This window comes from Salinibius halmophilus (genome assembly GCF_003577475.1).
GTDB lineage: Bacteria > Pseudomonadota > Gammaproteobacteria > Pseudomonadales > Natronospirillaceae > Salinibius > Salinibius halmophilus.
This window is the reverse complement of the sequence record NZ_QPEP01000009.1, coordinates 161,466-176,726: the sequence shown is the minus strand read 5'-3', so window position 1 is coordinate 176,726 and position 15,261 is coordinate 161,466. Positions and strand designations below refer to the sequence as shown.

Below are 15,261 nucleotides of genomic sequence, written 5' to 3'. Positions count from 1 at the left end.
CACTCTCCTAATTAAGCTGAGATACCAGTGATTTTAACCTGAGTGTACCACTGGCGGTGACCAGCATGCTTCAGGTGGTGCTTACGACGCTTGAACTTAACAATAGTCACTTTCTTGTGACGACCGTGTTCAACAACTTCAGCACTTACTTTAGCGCCTTCAACAACCGGCTTACCGATGTTTACCGATTCGCCTTCGCCAACTAGCAATACTTCGTCGAAGTTGATTGCTGAGCCAGTCTCGGCTTCAATTTTTTCTAGCTTGAGGACATCGCCCTCTTTAACGCGGTACTGTTTACCACCGCTTTTGATCACAGCGTACATAGTCATTACCTATATAAAAATGTATGTCGTGCTACTTTACTGTCTGCTTCCAAAGGCAACTACCACGCTGCAGGCACCCTATGGCAGAGAGCACGGGCGCGAGATTATATGCAAAGCGCCAGCTGAATGCAACGTTAAAGGCCACTTCTTATGTAAGATGCTCAATATATTTATATGCGAGTCAATAAACACAGTTATAGAGCCCACTAAAAGCTGCTGTTATACTTTGGCGCAAAACTTGACGCGCCAAAGCTGCGTACCTAGCATCAGCGTAATAATTTTTCAGCAACAGGCTTATACCAAATCAATGGCGAACAATTCGGTAATGTCTCTGGTCGCGAGCGACCTAGAACTCGTAAACAAAGAAATTCTCAGCCAACTAGGTTCGCGCGTCCCGCTCGTTGAGCAAATTGCCGAATACATCGTCGACTCTGGCGGCAAACGCATTCGTCCAATTCTAGCGGTACTGGTGGCAGGCGCACTCGGCAATAAGAGTGACCATACCTATACCCTTGCAGCAATTATTGAGTACCTGCACACGGCAACCTTGTTACATGACGACGTAGTTGATGACTCCTCTATGCGTCGAGGCCGTCAAACAGCCAACTTAAAGTGGGGTAACTCACCTTCTATTTTGGTTGGTGACTTCCTTTATTCGCGCGCTTTTCAAATGATGGTTCAGCTAGATTCCATGGCCGTTATGCGCATTCTGGGTGAGGCGACCAATAAAATTGCCGAAGGTGAAGTGTGGCAGTTGATGAACGCACGCAATCCAGATGTCGACGAAGCGACCTACATGGAAGTGATAAAGGCCAAGACTGCCGAGCTTTTCAGCGCTGCAACGGCCTCAAGTGCGGCACTTGCAGGGGCGAGCCCGAAACAAGAAAAAGCACTTTATGATTATGGCATTCATTTAGGCCTTGCCTTCCAGTTAATTGATGACGTACTCGATTACGAGGGCGACGCTGAAACATTGGGCAAAAATGTTGGCGATGACCTTGCTGAAGGCAAACCAACGCTGCCACTAATTTATGCCATGCAAACCGGCTCAAATGACGAAAAACAAGTGATTCGCGAGGCCATTGAGGGCGGCAATCTGGCTGCTTTGCCAGCTGTATTGGCAGCAGTAAACGCAACGGGCGCCATTGATTACGCCCGCCAACAAGCAGAACAACAAGCAGACTTGGCCATTGCTTGTTTACAAGACTTGCGCGACTCAGAGTTCAAAGGGGCTCTCACCGACCTGGCCCATATGGCGGTGAAGCGTCAATCGTAAACACTGTTTAGCGTAAACCAAATAGAAAAGCCGAGCTGTATGCTCGGCTTTTTCTGGTTTTGACCAGCAGGAAAAAAGCACCGGCACTAACTGCGTGCCGGTGAAGCGGGGTTCTATATACCCTTAGCTGCTGAGACAAAGTCGCTCATTAGTCCGTCGGTATCCACCACGGCTATCTGAAATTCGTATTCACCGGCTGGCAACTCTAGCGTTGTGCTTGTATAAGTTGCTGGCAAGCGTACTTCTTCAAAGCTAGTTGCTCCCGTGGTTTGGTAGCGAATCACATATTCCGCTAGCTCTGCCTCGGTCAACGTAGTGCCATCTTCGCGCTGCAATGGTGGCGACCACATTAAGTGCACTTGCTCATTAACCGGCGTTGGCTGCGCAGTCGGCTCCGGTGTTGGTTCCGGCGTCACAACTGGTGTCGGAGTTACCTCAGCGGTTACCACTGGCGTAGCCGGTACCGGCGTCACTTCAGGCTCTGCTGTTACCTCTGGTGTTGCACTAATAATAGTGGTTGCAATGGGTGTTGGCGTCACGTCAACAACATTGGTTACAGTTGGCTGCGGGCCGACAGTGACTGGTACATCGATGTACACATTGCATCCTTGCAGTAACACTGCGGCGCTAACGGCTGCTGCTGTGATTACTGCTTTCATAGTTATTTACCCCACAATTGTCGTTGCCATTGTTCGGCTCTATAGGCCTTTGGCGTTTCTAATATGAGCATTTAATTGCTCTCTGATTAGACAATTGCGAGAAGGATGCCAAAAATATAAATTTTTATTTGTATAACATCGTAAGAAAGTGAGTTTTTACATACACCCAACAATTAGACCCGAGTTAGCCAATTCGAACAGTTAACGGCAAACCAGCAAGCGTCAAAATCTCATCACTCAACAAGTCAAATTTTGAACGCCAACTAATTTACTTTTTCTGTGTCAAATATTTGAATGCACGCAAAAGTGCGATCAAAATCAAAAATCACACCAAACAATAAATCACGGTCAATTAGTGACAAATATGGGCAAGTAAGCAGACCAATCTGCATAATAGGAAAGTTTTTTTAGGCTAGACCAAGCATTGATCTATGACAAGAAAATAGTTTGCATAGCTAAACTACCAACTAATAGTAAACTTGGCACCCCCAAGGTCTTCCGATTCCGATATCGATATTTTCGCGCCGTAGCTTTTTACAATGTCATCCACGACCGCCAATCCAATACCCTGGCCGGCTTTAAGTGTATCCACTCGCACACCACGCTTAAACACAGCCGCATGCTGATCTTCAGGAATACCATGGCCGTTATCTTCAACCCAGAAGCAATTTTCACTAGCTCCAACTTGAATTAATCCACGACCGTACTTAGCAGCATTTTCAATTAGGTTACCCAGCACCTCTAGCAAGTCATCTTCGCCAATCGGCACAAACAGCTCTTCTGGCACATCGACATCAACGTCAGGTTCAGGTTGATACGCCTTAACCACCACACTGGATAAGCGCTGCGCCATGGGCGCTAACGCGGTGGCAGATTGATCTAGTGCGCTATGAGCATGTACCGCACGACGCAACTGGTACTGCACTACCTGATCCATACGAGCAACCTGGTCGTTAATATCGCGGCGCAAGTTTTCAGGCATACGTTGATCATCCGCCATACCCCCTAGTACCGCCAACGGCGTTTTAAGGCTATGAGCAAGATCAGCTAAGCGATCACGATAACGCAAACGTTGCTCACGCTCAGCTTCGACCACCATATTGAGGGAATCAGTGACGGGTTGAAGTTCATCAGGATAATCTTCTTGTAGTCTGTCCTGCTGTCGGTCTTTCATCCGTGACAAATCAAAGGACAAACGTCGCAAAGGCACAAGCGTCCACTTCACCACCGCTAACAAAGACAACATCAAGGTAAAGCCACAAGCTGCCAAGCCCCACCATAACTGACGACGAAATTCATTAATCGCAGCCAAGCGCCCACCCTTGTCTTCGAGCACCAATACCTGCAACTGAGCATCCAGGGACGCCCAGTTTACCGATATTTTACCGGCGTACCATTCCACCCCAGCTGAGCGCACAATACCAAACTGCCAACCTTCCGCTGTAGAGGTGATATTTTCCATTCGCTCTACGACTAAGCGGTCAAAACGAGGCACAAACCGCGACGATGCAGACTGCCAAATGGTATTGAACTGATCATTCAGAACTAAGGCGACAATGCCAGACTGAGGATTGTTGAGCGATTCTTCTCGTACAATTCGGGGTAAATAAAGCTGACCTTCGCGGTTTTCCATTTCTGCTAACAAAGAGTAAGCACGCAAGCGCAACTCGGTCTCAGATGCCGTTCGCACACTGGCAACCAGAGCACGGTCAAGCACTAAGCCGGTAAGACCAAGGAAGAATAGTAGAGTAAAAGCGGAAGAAATTAATAAGCGGGCCTTCATTGACCCGCGAAATTTCGGCAACACAACGCCCTTTAAGCGTTTAACCAGTGCGATCATCCAAGTGCCAATCGGTACCCTTGGCCGCGCAACGTAGCGATAGGTTGCAACTCACCCTCTGGATCCAATTTTTTGCGCAAACGACGGATAAATACTTCAATCGTATTGCTATCACGGTCATAGTCTTGCTCGTACAAGTGCTCGGTTAGCTCGGTTTTCGATACCACTTTAGAGCGGTGCATCACCAAGTACTCAAGCGTGTTGTACTCGTATGAAGTAAGCGCCACAACAGTGCCGTTCACTTGCACTTCTTTGCGAGCTGTATCTATGGTTAGCGGCCCTACTTCAATGGTTGGCGATGCTTGTCCAACACTTCGGCGCAATAACGCATTCACCCGTGCTAGCAGCTCATCTAATACAAATGGCTTACCCAGATAATCATCGGCACCAGCCTCTAAGCCTTCCACTTTATCTCGCCAGTGCGAGCGTGCGGTAAGCACCAAGGCAGGCACCTTGCGTTCGCGCTTGCGCAATTCACGAATGACCTCCAAGCCATCAATACCCGGCAAGCCAATATCCACAATGGCAAGATCATAGTCGTATTCACAAGCTCGAAAGAGACCATCTTCACCGTCTTGCGACCAGTCAACTGCGTAGCCTTGATTGCGCAATCCATTTAAAATATGCTCGGCCAAACGCGCTTCATCTTCAATTAGTAACAGTCGCATCGATCATTCCTCTTCAAGCAACTTGCCATTCGCTAGTTGGTAAACCAGCACGTGTATTTTCTCACCTTCCAGCAAACGAACATGGTAAATCGGCTCGCCTGCTTCGTTCTCATCTAGTTCAAATCTTAGCACCTTTGCATTTGGGTACTCGCAAAATACAACCTGCAGTAACTGATCCTCCGTTGCTAGAGGCAACGGCTCCTCAGTACAAGGATGCTTATCTTTCGCCAGTACCAATACGGGCAAAAACAATAAAATCAACCAGAATTTCTTATTCATCAGGAACCAAAACCACTTTAAACTTCAATCGTGCGCCAGGGTCGGTTGCTGTGCGCACGTCGTACATGTTGCCTTTATATAGCACGCGCACGTCGTAGCCAACAATGACATCCCGCCATACATATTCATTTACCGTTTGACATACGCGCGCCTCGCGCGAGCGGCCAAACCGCAACTGAGCGGCCTGCGACGGCAACACCTGCTCGGCAAAATCCAATAATCCTTGCTCTAGTGAGTCAAATGGCTGCACTAGCTGATCGTCACTTCCCTCGGCTGGCAAACTTTTTTGCTGGCAAACGGTATGCTGCACTTCAACCTGCTGGCGCTCTACAGCCTGGCGAACACCTAGCACTTCGGCGTACTCATACCGATCAACAATTTGCGCCTCATTATGTGCAAAACCTAACAAAGGTATAACAATCAAGGCGAATAGTGATACAATCTTCCGCATGGGGTCGGATCCTCTATTGATGCTATAAGTGTGCGCACCAAGCACTTAACTAGTCCTGAATAATTTAACAACACTGGCAGCGCAGTGGGAAAAGTGTTAAACAGGGTACATATGTCGTCGAACACGCTTCAACAGTCAAATTTACTGTGCCGTTCTGTGACTTAAGTATCAATGCAAAACAGGGTTGTTGTTTACACTTTGTTCAGCATTGTACAATTTATGACGGTTTAATTACGCAACGACACTATGATTAGAATTAGCTTATCCATTCTTATCTCGGCACTTCTCCTGGCAGGTTGCAACCCGCCAGCAAGTGTTGTTGCACCTGCGCCAGACCCGACACCGGTACCAAGTATTGCTGACACGCTGAAATCTGCCGTTGATGGCAGCACCGTGATTTTCAATGAAGCCATCACCGCCCCTGTTACAGTTGAGGGCTACAGCAACGGCTGTGACACGGACACCTGCTCATTTAACAAGCTTGAGATTCAACATACACCGTATAATGAGGCGCTGAGCACCCCTCTGGACAATTCAGTACTTTACATTCAAGGTCGTCAAGAAGGTGGACATGGCGTCATCATTACAGCAGGCACAACCCTTAAGCACCTTTGGGTAAAAGGCTTCAACAACCACGTGTTGTTTGAGCAAAATGTAGCTATCGAAAAACTGAGTTTGGATGGTCAGTTTACGGGTGGGCAAGGCCAAGATGAAAGCGCCCACATGGTAGAAAATGCAGGCCAATCCAATAGGTGCACCGAGACCAGTAGCGCCACCGAACTCTGTGTCGGAAGTGATTATACAGATACCAGCACCACATATCTTGGCAACCTCGAAGTGCAAATAGTTGAGGTTACTGGCAACAACAACACTATTGATTTGAGATACGGCGCACTCAATCACATCAATAACAACGCGACGGCAGCATCCATTAGCCGAGGAACACCTGGCCACATTGCGGTCGTCACGGTAACTGCAAACGATAATGAAGTATTTCTCTGCGATAGGACAATTAGCAATTTAACGGTCGATGCAGAGGGCAATACCGTTTACATCTCTAATCGCAGCAATATTACCAACCTTACATTGACCGCTAGCGCTGGTAGCGAAGCACAGGTAATAAACACCACTTACTGCCAAAATAACGCCATCCGTCCATAACCCTATGGCTAAAACCATTTCTGGCGTCATCGAACACGAGTACATCGTAAAAAAAAGCCGCTTTATTGTTTTGCTAGCCCCGGTTAGCTCACGCGATGAAGCCATGCAATATCTTGCCCAACGCCAAACTCGATACCCAGATGCACGCCACCAATGCTGGGCATTGCTTGCCCCACCCGACAGCGGCATGGCGGACGACGGCGAACCATCGGGCACGGCTGGCAAGCCCATCATGAATGTGCTGCAGCATAATGACATGACTAACATTTTCGCGCTGGTGACGCGCTACTTCGGTGGCATCAAGCTTGGCGCAGGTGGCTTGGTACGCGCATACAGCCAGGCCACGGTCGAAGCCCTAGACCTTGCCGACATCGTTGTCGTAGAGAAACAGCTACAAGCTGTATTTTCGGCAGACTTTGCTGAAGAACGTGATATTCGCTATCAATTAGAGCAGTTGGGGCTAGCCCCTAACATTGACTATAACAGCCAAGGTATTTCGGCAACGCTAACACTGCCCGAGAGCAAGCAAGCGCAGGTTGAAGAAGTGCTTAAAGCACTTCGTATCGAGCCGCTTCCTTCATTTCAATAACTTGCTGCTGTAGCAAGTCTGCTACTTCTTCTCGCCCGCGTCCTGCTAACTGACTTACCTGCCCAAAGCTTACTGTTGCTGTAATTTTGCCTTTTACAGATAACAACGTATTGATGTTCTGCCACAACGTTTGCCCACCAACATAAGGTACTGCTGCGTGGCAAGCCTTCTCACCATCATGGTAATGAATAGCTATTGGCTGCACAGACAACCCCTCATTAATAGGTGCTGCAAACAGACGCCGATGAAACCTAAGCACAGTTTCGCCAGAAGACGTTTTGGCTTCAGGAAAAAAGGCGACTGGCATATTTTGCTTGGCCGACGCCACCATTTGTTCAGCTACCGCATCCGACTGACCAGCACCACGCTGAATAAACAGCGTGCCTAAACTTGCCGCTAGAAACCCAATCACAGGCCATTTTCGCACCTCCGCCTTGGAAACAAAACGCACATCACAGGCTGCTGAAATGAGCGCAATATCTAACCAGCTAATGTGATTTGCTACCACCATATGCACGCCATTTACCATTTCACCTTTTATGCGCAAACGAACCCCGAGCATTTTTATTACGATGCGAAACCACCAGCCCTCGATGGTTAGGAACTGCTTCAGCGAAATGACTTGCAGCCATCGCAATGGCCAAAGCACTAACACAGTAAGCAAACCAAGCAGCAACCAAACAACCATTGCCAAAAGTGCTACATATTTCATGATTTTCCCTCACCCAACCCAGCAATTGGATTGGAAAACTACGCTTAAAAGGTTATGGTTTCGCCTACGAAAATAAGGTGAATCGCATGGCAAAAGAAATTGTACTTACCGGTGTCACAACAACCGGAACCCCTCACTTAGGCAACTATGTTGGCGCAATTCAACCAGCAATTGAAGCAAGCCAGCAAGAATCTGCGGAATCATTCTTTTTCCTTGCCGACTACCACGCGCTGATTAAATGTCATGATCCAGCCCGTGTACACGAGTCGGCACAGCAGGTTGCTGCGACTTGGCTAGCCTGTGGCCTCGACACTAGCCGAGTTACTTTTTATCGCCAGTCCGATATACCTGAAATCACCGAGCTGTCGTGGATACTAACCTGCATGACAGCAAAAGGATTAATGAATCGCGCCCACGCCTACAAGGCTGCCGTGCAAGACAACCTCGATGACGGCGACGCCGACCCAGATCGCGGCATTATGATGGGCTTATTCTCATACCCAATTTTAATGGCTGCCGATATTTTAATGTTTAACGCACAAAAAGTGCCGGTGGGCAAAGACCAAACTCAACACCTAGAAATGGCGCGCGACATAGCTGGCAAGTTCAACCATGTTTATGGCAACACGTTTAACATGCCAGAAGCCGTGGTAAATGAAAGCGGCATGATTCTTAAAGGCCTGGATGGTCGTAAAATGAGTAAAAGCTACGACAATACCATCCCGCTCTTCGATACCGAGAAGAAGTTCCGCAAAGCCATCAACAAGATTGTGACCAACTCACTTGAGCCTGGTGAACCTAAAGACCCTGATACCTGTACTGTGTTTGAGCTATATAGTGCATTTGCCAATGAAGCTGAAATTGCAGAAATGCGTCAACGCTATCTTGATGGCATTGCCTGGGGTGAAGCGAAGAAGATTACCTTTGAGCACTTAAACGAACACCTAGCCCCTAAACGCGAAGTATACAATGAACTAATGAGCGACCCAGCAATGATCGATGCTGAGTTGGCAAAAGGCGCTGAAAAAGCGCGTCAACAGGCCGGCGCATTTTTGGATAAAATTCGTTCAAAAGTTGGCATTAAAAAGTTCTCGTAACAAGCTGTAACCAGAGGGCGTTACGCCCTCTAACAGTGTTTTAATGCATTGCTGTCTTGTGATCCAGCGCACACTAATTGATCAAAAGTTATTATTGAAATGCATTTGATCATGTAACAATAATATTAAGGACAAACAAAGCAGGACTTGGCACAATCGCCCCTCTTCTTTTGCGGAAAGAACAATGCCGGTAGACCACAGCCACAGCGAAAAGCGTCGATTATATATTGAGCGCACCACCAGAGAGGTACTCGTAGAGGACCTAGAGGTGGGTATGTACGTGTGCGCGCTCGACCGACCATGGTTAGGCACGAAGTACCCACTACAAGGGTTCCGCATTCAGACTCAGAAAGACATTGCTGAACTGAAGCGCTTGTGCCGCCGCGTGCAAATTGATGAAGCAGCCACTCGCCAAGCTGCCTCGGTAACGCATGTTGTACCGGAACGCAAAGAAAAGCCAACCAACACGATTACTAGCTTACGCCAAGGCGAAGTCCACCACACTACTGCTAGCGACAAACCTAGTGCATTAGCGCGCAATCGAAGCGTCACCTCGTTTAAGCAAGCTCGAAAAATATGGGACGATGCTAAAGATACGGCTGTTGACTTGTCTCGCCGCGTCAGTCAAGGCGAGCGCATTGATCGTCGTGAGCTGGAAAAGTCGGCTAAGAGCCTAACTCAGGCCGTTATCCGCCGCCCTGCATCCATGATGTGGCTGAGCAAAATTAAGTCGCATGATCAATACACCGCCGAACATAGCGTGAGTGTTGGTATTTTATCTGGCTTATACGGTCGCCAAATGCGTGCCAGTGAGTCCGATATTCAATTGCTTTCAATGGCAGGCTTATTGCACGACGTTGGCAAGCTGCGCATTCCTAAATCACTACTGCATAAAACCAGTGATTTAAGCGAAGCCGAATTAAAGCTAGTAAAAGCGCATCCAAAAATGGGTTACCAGTTATTGGTAGAAGATCCGGCCATTCCTCAAGCCGTTGCTGATGCCGCACTAAGCCACCATGAACGTTATGATGGTTTAGGCTATCCATACGGCAAAGTAGGTGAAGAGATTTCTAAAATCGCTCGCACGATTGCAATCACCGATGCCTATGATGCCATGACCAGCGAACGCCCGTATTCTTCGGCGCGCACTCATATTGAGACGCTGCGCGAAATGCACTCATTGGCTGGCCACCAGTTCGATCCAGTGTTACTTAACCACTTTATCGGGTTTATGGGGTTATTCCCAGCCGGAACGGTTGTGCAACTGTCGGATAACAGCGAATGTATTGTGTTACACCCTCGCCGCACTGATCCACAACGCCCAATTGTTATGCGTGTGCGTGATTCAGACGGCCTACCAACCGATGCCGAACGCATAGATTTGGCAGAACACCGACGTTTAACCATTTTGCGTGAACTGCGCGCAGTGGAAACGACGATCGACCTAGGTACTGTTACTCGCGACCTATTGCCGATTCTGAACAGCCGAAGCGAATTTGATCCGCACTAATTGTATTGCCCTGCCAGATAAAATCGACCGGGTGCAGCGCCTGATCGCCCTGCCATCCAAGCCATAGCTCGGCAAACGTTTTGTTTACGCCAGGGCAAACTTCATTAGGTGCTAACTCAGCTAATGGCCAGAGCACGAAAGCGTGATCAAGCAAACCTGGCCGCGGCAAAACAATTCCTTCCAACTCACCTGATGCATCACCATAGGTCAGCAGATCAAGATCTAGCGTTTGCGGTGAGTTCTTTGGCAAACTGCGATTACGCCCACAGCTATCTTCAATATCTTTTAAACACCGAATCAAATCATTCACCGCAAGCTCGGTGGAAAAACTAACGGCCAAATTTAAAAAGGCCGGGCCAGCAAAGCCGACGGCTTCACTTTCAAATACTGGCGACACCTGCAAAGCTGAAAATCGTTCTACCAACTTACTTAATCCTGCCGCAACAGAATCATAGCGATGCAAACTTGAGCCGACCGACACAAATACTTTAGGCATGCGAGCGCTCAATAATTAGGCGAGCCCCTTTTGCTCCGGGAATACAACCATGCTTTAGCACAGATAAGCGCACAACCTGCACCCCCTTATGAGCCAGCAACTTTTGTGCTAACTGCTCAAGCAAGGTTTCCAATAAGGCCGGTCGCTGACTGCGAACAAAGCCTTTCACTTCTTCGGCAACAGCAAAGTAGTTAAGGGTATCACCTAGGTCATCAGATGCTGCCGCAGGGCGTATATCGGTACCAAGCTCAACATCAAAGGTAAGCATCTGACGCGTTTCTTGCTCCCAGTCATATACACCAATCACGGCATCTAAGCTGAGAGACTCAATGCAAATCCAATCCATTATGCTTCCTTTAATGGCCAGCGCGGCTTCACAACCAAGCCCAATGCTTGCGACTGTGCACCGGCTTGCATTCGATGCCAGCCTGCTAAGGCGATCATGGCACCGTTGTCGGTACAATAACTCAGCGGCGGACAATAAAGCTCCCCTTGCATGCCAGCCATAGTTTTTTGCAAACGGCTGCGCAAGGCAATATTGGCACTTACTCCACCACTCACAACTAAGCGCTTCATCCCAGCTTCTTTCAGGGCGCGTTTACATTTACGAGTCAGCGTATCAACCATGGCTTCTTGAAAACTAGCGCAGATATCGGCTTTGTCCTGCTCTGTTATCTGCTCTATTTGATTCGCTGCTGTCCGTACTGCGGTTTTTAAACCACTGAAACTAAAGTCAACACCAGGGCGGTCCATCATTGGGCGCGGAAATTTAAAGCGTGTGGCATCACCCTGCTCGGCAAGTTTGGCTAAATGAGGGCCGCCTGGGTAGGGCAAACCAAGCAGCTTGGCGGTTTTATCAAAGGCTTCACCGGCTGCGTCATCAAGCGTTTCACCAAGCAGCTCGTACTGGCCAACCCCTTCAACAGAATAGAGCTGGGTATGACCACCCGATACCAGCAAAGCAACAAAAGGAAATTCAGGTTTTTCAGGTGCCAACATCGGCGCCAATAAATGGCCTTCCATATGGTTCACCGCAATGGCTGGCACATTCCAACCATAGGCCAACGCACGGGCAAAGCAGGCGCCGGTCATCAGCGCGCCAATCAAACCAGGGCCCTGAGTAAACGCCACCGCGTCGATATCGGCAGGCGTGCAACCAGACTCTGCCATGACTTGATCAACCAACGGGCGTAAACGTTTCACATGATCACGCGAGGCCAGTTCAGGCACCACACCACCATATAAAGCATGCATATCTATCTGACTAAACAGTGCATCGGCCATCAAGCCCTGTTCACTGTCAAAAATCGCCACCCCTGTTTCATCACAAGAGCTTTCAATACCCAATACTCGCATGCCTGCCTCAATCTCAATTAGTGCCTGTATTTTAAGCCCTATACCACTTTCAAACCAGAGCTGAGTCATGCGATCGCCAGAAATAGTCGCCAAGCGCAAACACCCAGCGTTGCATCCTAATTTGGATAGGCGTATAATTCGGCGCCCCTGCGGGCTGGCTTTGCCCGTTGGTTTTCACTTTTATATATTTTGAGGAGTTCTCATGCCTAACGTACGCGTACGCGAAAACGAACCATTTGATGTTGCACTACGTCGCTTCAAGCGCTCTTGCGAGAAAGCGGGTATTCTTTCTGAAGTTCGTCGTCGCGAAGCTTACGAAAAACCGACAACTGAGCGTAAGCGTAAAGCAGCAGCTGCTGTAAAGCGTCACGCGAAGAAACTGTCTCGTGAAAACAAGCGCATGAACCGCATGTACTAATAACTATTAGGATTCCCTAATTAGTTAATTTTTCACAAAGAGAGTTGGGACGATGAGCATCAAGCAGCAAGTAATGGATCAAATCAAAGCAGCAATGAAAGCGAAACAAATGGATCGCTTGAAAGTATTGCGCATGATTTCTGCTGAAATTAAGCAGAAAGAAGTTGATGATCGTATTGAGCTGACTGATAACGACGTTCTAACCATATTTAATCGCATGAGCAAGCAGCGTAAAGACTCCATTAGTCAATACGAAGCTGCTGATCGTGAAGACCTAGCTGCCATTGAAAAAGCCGAATTGGAGGTGATAGCAGAATTTTTGCCGAAGGCATTATCCGAAGTAGAGATCGACGAACTTATTGATTCAGCGGTGAACGAAGTAGGTGCTGCTACCATGGCCGATATGGGCAAGGTAATGGGCATTCTAAAACCGCAGATCGTAGGTCGCGCTGACATGGCAGCCGTCAGCGGAAAGATCAAAGCGAAACTTAGCTAAGCTAAGGCGCCTGCTAGATGTCAGGCAGAATACCGCAATCATTTGTCCAAACCCTGCTCGACCGCGTCGACATTGTTGATGTGGTTGGGTCGCGGGTTAAATTGCGCAAAAGTGGTAAAAACCACTCGGGCTTATGCCCGTTCCACAATGAAAACACCCCCTCTTTCACTGTTAATCAGAGCAAGCAGTTTTACTACTGTTTTGGCTGTGGTGCAGCAGGTGATGCGCTCAAATTTGTTATGGAGCAAGATGGCTTAGACTTTGTGCAGGCCATAGAACACTTGGCGTCACTGGCCGGCTTAACGGTGCCACGCGAAGAAGTTGATGAGAAAACTCGTCAACGCGACGAAGAAAAACGTTCGCTCTACGCACTCCTAGAAGAAGCCACTCAGTATTTTCAACAGCAGCTGAAAACTAGCCCCGAGCGCGGCAAAGCCATTCACTACCTAAAAAACCGTGGTGTATCGCAAGCCATCGCTAAACGCTACCAAATTGGCTACGCACCACCGGGCTGGAATAACCTGATGGATGAGCTCGCTACGGACGAGCACCGAAAACAGCAGCTTCGCAGCCTTGGGTTGTTAAACTACAACGAAGAAAAAGACCGCTGGTACGATTTTTTCCGCGACCGCATTATGTTTCCTATTCGCGACCGTCGCGGGCGCCCTATTGCTTATGGCGGGCGTATTTTAACCAGCGAAAAAACAGCTAAATATTTAAACAGCCCAGAAACGCCGGTATTTAACAAAGGCCAAGAACTTTACGGACTATACGAAGCACGCCGCCACGTTAGCAACCTAGAGCAGCTTATCGTAGTCGAGGGCTATATGGACGTGATTGCGCTGGCACAATTTGGCATAGAAAACGCTGTCGCCACCCTTGGCACCGCTACGAGTGCTTCGCATATTCAAACGATGAAGCGCTACGTAAAAGAGATTATATTCTGCTTTGATGGCGATGAAGCCGGTAAAAAAGCGGCCTGGCGTGGACTCGAAGCGGCCTTGCCTATTATCGAAGATGGCGATCAAATTAAGTTTTTGTTCTTACCAGCAGGCGAAGACCCAGATTCACTGGTGCGAAAAGTGGGCGTTGAAGGTTTTCAAGCCGAACTAAAAGGCGCCAAAGGGTTAAGCGATACCCTGTTTGAGCAAGTATCAGCCCACCACGACCTGCAAAACATTGAAGGCCGTGCGGCCTTTGCTCAAGCTTTGCTTGGCCACATTCAGCAAGTGAAAGCGCCCTTGGTGAAGTCTTTATTAAAACAAAAGCTAATCAAGATTACCGGCTTAGATGATGAAACCCTAGCCGCCATGCCAGCGCCCGAGCCAGTACCACACGCACCGTCGGAGCCAGAGTATCAGCCCGCACCTCAGTATGCGCCGCGCCCAGAACATAGACCCGAAGCACCAGCTACCTCTGTCCCCTCAGCGATGACTCGACTCATGACTGTGTTGGTACGCTACCCAGTACTAACCAAGAAAAACCTACCCACATGGTTTAGCAACTTTCATGATGAATCAGCAGTAAAAGTGATGAAAGTAAAACAAGCCCTTGAACCTGTGGCAGATCAACCCTATCTATTAGGCATTGACGCACTAAAGCAAGCCGGCCTAGCTGACTTAGTGGCGCAATTACAAATATCCGTCTATTTTGAAATGCTTAATAGCTCAGATAAATCGCCTGAGCTTTGGTACCAAGAAAACTTGGACATGCTGGCAGAGAAACTGCCAGACGAAATTGCCGATGGCTTAAGGCGCAAATTCTTAGCTGGTCAAAAGTTAAACAAAGATGAGCTAGAAATCGTACACAAGCACAGAAAGGCTTTTGCAAAGGCTAAAAATTAACCAATTATGAAGTAAAAAACGAAATATAGGTCACGAAAACGCCGTTAGACTGGATGATTTATACACATTTGCAGTATAATACGCGG

The 15,261-nt window shown here is 48.3% G+C and carries 18 protein-coding genes; 8 read left to right on the top strand and 10 right to left on the bottom strand.

From position 1 onward, the window contains the following. Positions 1 to 11: 11 nt before the first annotated feature. Entirely contained in the window at positions 12 to 323 is a 312-nt protein-coding gene (rplU, locus tag DUW71_RS11930) for a 50S ribosomal protein L21 (RefSeq protein ID WP_119395479.1), read from the bottom strand. Between the two features lie 307 nt (positions 324 to 630). Here rplU and ispB point away from each other — a divergent pair, with 307 nt between their 5' ends. Further along, the gene (gene ispB, locus DUW71_RS11925) at positions 631 to 1,599 is read left to right on the top strand and encodes an octaprenyl diphosphate synthase (RefSeq protein ID WP_119395498.1); all 969 of its coding nucleotides are present in this window, start codon (positions 631 to 633) and stop codon (positions 1,597 to 1,599) included. A gap of 113 nt (positions 1,600 to 1,712) precedes the next feature. Here ispB and DUW71_RS11920 read toward each other — a convergent pair whose 3' ends face one another. From DUW71_RS11920 to DUW71_RS11900, 5 genes are all read right to left on the bottom strand, one after another. Beyond that, on the bottom strand, positions 1,713 to 2,258 hold the full coding sequence (locus DUW71_RS11920; RefSeq protein WP_119395478.1) for a hypothetical protein: 546 nt from the start codon (positions 2,256 to 2,258) through the stop codon (positions 1,713 to 1,715). Positions 2,259 to 2,718: 460 nt separating this feature from the next. Continuing rightward, on the bottom strand, positions 2,719 to 4,098 hold the full coding sequence (locus DUW71_RS11915; RefSeq protein WP_119395477.1) for an ATP-binding protein: 1,380 nt from the start codon (positions 4,096 to 4,098) through the stop codon (positions 2,719 to 2,721). Then, entirely contained in the window at positions 4,095 to 4,766 is a 672-nt protein-coding gene (locus tag DUW71_RS11910; RefSeq protein ID WP_119395476.1) for a response regulator transcription factor, read from the bottom strand. Before DUW71_RS11910 ends, DUW71_RS11915 begins: the two co-directional genes overlap by 4 nt. 3 nt (positions 4,767 to 4,769) lie before the next feature. Continuing rightward, on the bottom strand, positions 4,770 to 5,045 hold the full coding sequence (locus DUW71_RS11905) for a hypothetical protein (RefSeq protein WP_119395475.1): 276 nt from the start codon (positions 5,043 to 5,045) through the stop codon (positions 4,770 to 4,772). Then, positions 5,038 to 5,496, bottom strand: coding sequence for a hypothetical protein (locus DUW71_RS11900; protein WP_119395474.1), 459 nt, complete (start codon positions 5,494 to 5,496; stop codon positions 5,038 to 5,040). Before DUW71_RS11900 ends, DUW71_RS11905 begins: the two co-directional genes overlap by 8 nt. 246 nt (positions 5,497 to 5,742) lie before the next feature. Here DUW71_RS11900 and DUW71_RS11895 point away from each other — a divergent pair, with 246 nt between their 5' ends. Together DUW71_RS11895 and DUW71_RS11890 are read left to right on the top strand one after the other, a co-directional pair. Beyond that, entirely contained in the window at positions 5,743 to 6,657 is a 915-nt protein-coding gene (locus DUW71_RS11895) for a hypothetical protein (RefSeq protein WP_119395473.1), read from the top strand. 4 nt (positions 6,658 to 6,661) lie between these two features. Further along, on the top strand, positions 6,662 to 7,246 hold the full coding sequence (locus tag DUW71_RS11890) for an IMPACT family protein (protein ID WP_119395472.1): 585 nt from the start codon (positions 6,662 to 6,664) through the stop codon (positions 7,244 to 7,246). Here the strand turns inward: DUW71_RS11890 and DUW71_RS11885 are convergent. Continuing rightward, positions 7,206 to 7,958 (bottom strand): lysophospholipid acyltransferase family protein, encoded by a 753-nt coding sequence (locus DUW71_RS11885; protein WP_119395471.1) that lies wholly within the window; start codon positions 7,956 to 7,958, stop codon positions 7,206 to 7,208. The genes DUW71_RS11890 and DUW71_RS11885 overlap by 41 nt on opposite strands. A gap of 86 nt (positions 7,959 to 8,044) precedes the next feature. Between DUW71_RS11885 and DUW71_RS11880 the strand changes: the two genes are divergently transcribed. Together DUW71_RS11880 and DUW71_RS11875 are read left to right on the top strand one after the other, a co-directional pair. Next, on the top strand, positions 8,045 to 9,055 hold the full coding sequence (locus DUW71_RS11880; protein ID WP_119395470.1) for a tryptophan--tRNA ligase: 1,011 nt from the start codon (positions 8,045 to 8,047) through the stop codon (positions 9,053 to 9,055). Positions 9,056 to 9,239: 184 nt separating this feature from the next. Continuing rightward, positions 9,240 to 10,565: an HD-GYP domain-containing protein gene (locus tag DUW71_RS11875; RefSeq protein WP_119395469.1), complete on the top strand. Its 1,326-nt coding sequence runs from the start codon at positions 9,240 to 9,242 to the stop codon at positions 10,563 to 10,565. Here DUW71_RS11875 and folK read toward each other — a convergent pair. The 3 genes from folK to tsaD are packed head-to-tail and all read right to left on the bottom strand — an operon-like array spanning position 10,510 to position 12,417. Beyond that, positions 10,510 to 11,061: a 2-amino-4-hydroxy-6-hydroxymethyldihydropteridine diphosphokinase gene (gene folK, locus DUW71_RS11870; RefSeq protein WP_119395468.1), complete on the bottom strand. Its 552-nt coding sequence runs from the start codon at positions 11,059 to 11,061 to the stop codon at positions 10,510 to 10,512. The genes DUW71_RS11875 and folK overlap by 56 nt on opposite strands. Next, on the bottom strand, positions 11,054 to 11,407 hold the full coding sequence (locus DUW71_RS11865) for a dihydroneopterin aldolase (RefSeq protein WP_119395467.1): 354 nt from the start codon (positions 11,405 to 11,407) through the stop codon (positions 11,054 to 11,056). Before DUW71_RS11865 ends, folK begins: the two co-directional genes overlap by 8 nt. After that, positions 11,407 to 12,417: a tRNA (adenosine(37)-N6)-threonylcarbamoyltransferase complex transferase subunit TsaD gene (gene tsaD / locus DUW71_RS11860; RefSeq protein WP_119395497.1), complete on the bottom strand. Its 1,011-nt coding sequence runs from the start codon at positions 12,415 to 12,417 to the stop codon at positions 11,407 to 11,409. The genes DUW71_RS11865 and tsaD overlap by 1 nt, the downstream gene beginning before the upstream one ends. Positions 12,418 to 12,619: 202 nt before the next feature. Between tsaD and rpsU the strand changes: the two genes are divergently transcribed. Genes rpsU through dnaG form a run of 3 tightly spaced genes read left to right on the top strand, consistent with a single transcriptional unit; the run spans position 12,620 to position 15,175 of the window. After that, positions 12,620 to 12,835 (top strand): 30S ribosomal protein S21, encoded by a 216-nt coding sequence (gene rpsU / locus DUW71_RS11855; protein WP_119395466.1) that lies wholly within the window; start codon positions 12,620 to 12,622, stop codon positions 12,833 to 12,835. A 52-nt stretch (positions 12,836 to 12,887) separates the two neighbouring features. Continuing rightward, positions 12,888 to 13,331 carry a GatB/YqeY domain-containing protein gene (locus DUW71_RS11850; protein WP_119395465.1) on the top strand — a complete coding sequence of 148 codons (444 nt, stop codon included), beginning with the start codon at positions 12,888 to 12,890 and terminating at the stop codon, positions 13,329 to 13,331. 17 nt (positions 13,332 to 13,348) lie between these two features. Beyond that, entirely contained in the window at positions 13,349 to 15,175 is a 1,827-nt protein-coding gene (dnaG, locus tag DUW71_RS11845) for a DNA primase (RefSeq protein ID WP_119395464.1), read from the top strand. Positions 15,176 to 15,261: the final 86 nt, after the last annotated feature.

Bases quoted from the DNA above. Each gene is read 5' to 3' on its own strand.
- rplU (WP_119395479.1), bottom strand. From the start codon at position 323: ATGTACGCTGTGATCAAAAGCGGTGGTAAACAGTACCGCGTTAAAGAG.
- ispB (WP_119395498.1), top strand. From the start codon at position 631: ATGGCGAACAATTCGGTAATGTCTCTGGTCGCGAGCGACCTAGAACTC.
- DUW71_RS11920 (WP_119395478.1), bottom strand. From the start codon at position 2,258: ATGAAAGCAGTAATCACAGCAGCAGCCGTTAGCGCCGCAGTGTTACTG.
- DUW71_RS11915 (WP_119395477.1), bottom strand. From the start codon at position 4,098: ATGATCGCACTGGTTAAACGCTTAAAGGGCGTTGTGTTGCCGAAATTT.
- DUW71_RS11910 (WP_119395476.1), bottom strand. From the start codon at position 4,766: ATGCGACTGTTACTAATTGAAGATGAAGCGCGTTTGGCCGAGCATATT.
- DUW71_RS11905 (WP_119395475.1), bottom strand. From the start codon at position 5,045: ATGAATAAGAAATTCTGGTTGATTTTATTGTTTTTGCCCGTATTGGTA.
- DUW71_RS11900 (WP_119395474.1), bottom strand. From the start codon at position 5,496: ATGCGGAAGATTGTATCACTATTCGCCTTGATTGTTATACCTTTGTTA.
- DUW71_RS11895 (WP_119395473.1), top strand. From the start codon at position 5,743: ATGATTAGAATTAGCTTATCCATTCTTATCTCGGCACTTCTCCTGGCA.
- DUW71_RS11890 (WP_119395472.1), top strand. From the start codon at position 6,662: ATGGCTAAAACCATTTCTGGCGTCATCGAACACGAGTACATCGTAAAA.
- DUW71_RS11885 (WP_119395471.1), bottom strand. From the start codon at position 7,958: ATGAAATATGTAGCACTTTTGGCAATGGTTGTTTGGTTGCTGCTTGGT.
- DUW71_RS11880 (WP_119395470.1), top strand. From the start codon at position 8,045: ATGGCAAAAGAAATTGTACTTACCGGTGTCACAACAACCGGAACCCCT.
- DUW71_RS11875 (WP_119395469.1), top strand. From the start codon at position 9,240: ATGCCGGTAGACCACAGCCACAGCGAAAAGCGTCGATTATATATTGAG.
- folK (WP_119395468.1), bottom strand. From the start codon at position 11,061: ATGCCTAAAGTATTTGTGTCGGTCGGCTCAAGTTTGCATCGCTATGAT.
- DUW71_RS11865 (WP_119395467.1), bottom strand. From the start codon at position 11,407: ATGGATTGGATTTGCATTGAGTCTCTCAGCTTAGATGCCGTGATTGGT.
- tsaD (WP_119395497.1), bottom strand. From the start codon at position 12,417: ATGCGAGTATTGGGTATTGAAAGCTCTTGTGATGAAACAGGGGTGGCG.
- rpsU (WP_119395466.1), top strand. From the start codon at position 12,620: ATGCCTAACGTACGCGTACGCGAAAACGAACCATTTGATGTTGCACTA.
- DUW71_RS11850 (WP_119395465.1), top strand. From the start codon at position 12,888: ATGAGCATCAAGCAGCAAGTAATGGATCAAATCAAAGCAGCAATGAAA.
- dnaG (WP_119395464.1), top strand. From the start codon at position 13,349: ATGTCAGGCAGAATACCGCAATCATTTGTCCAAACCCTGCTCGACCGC.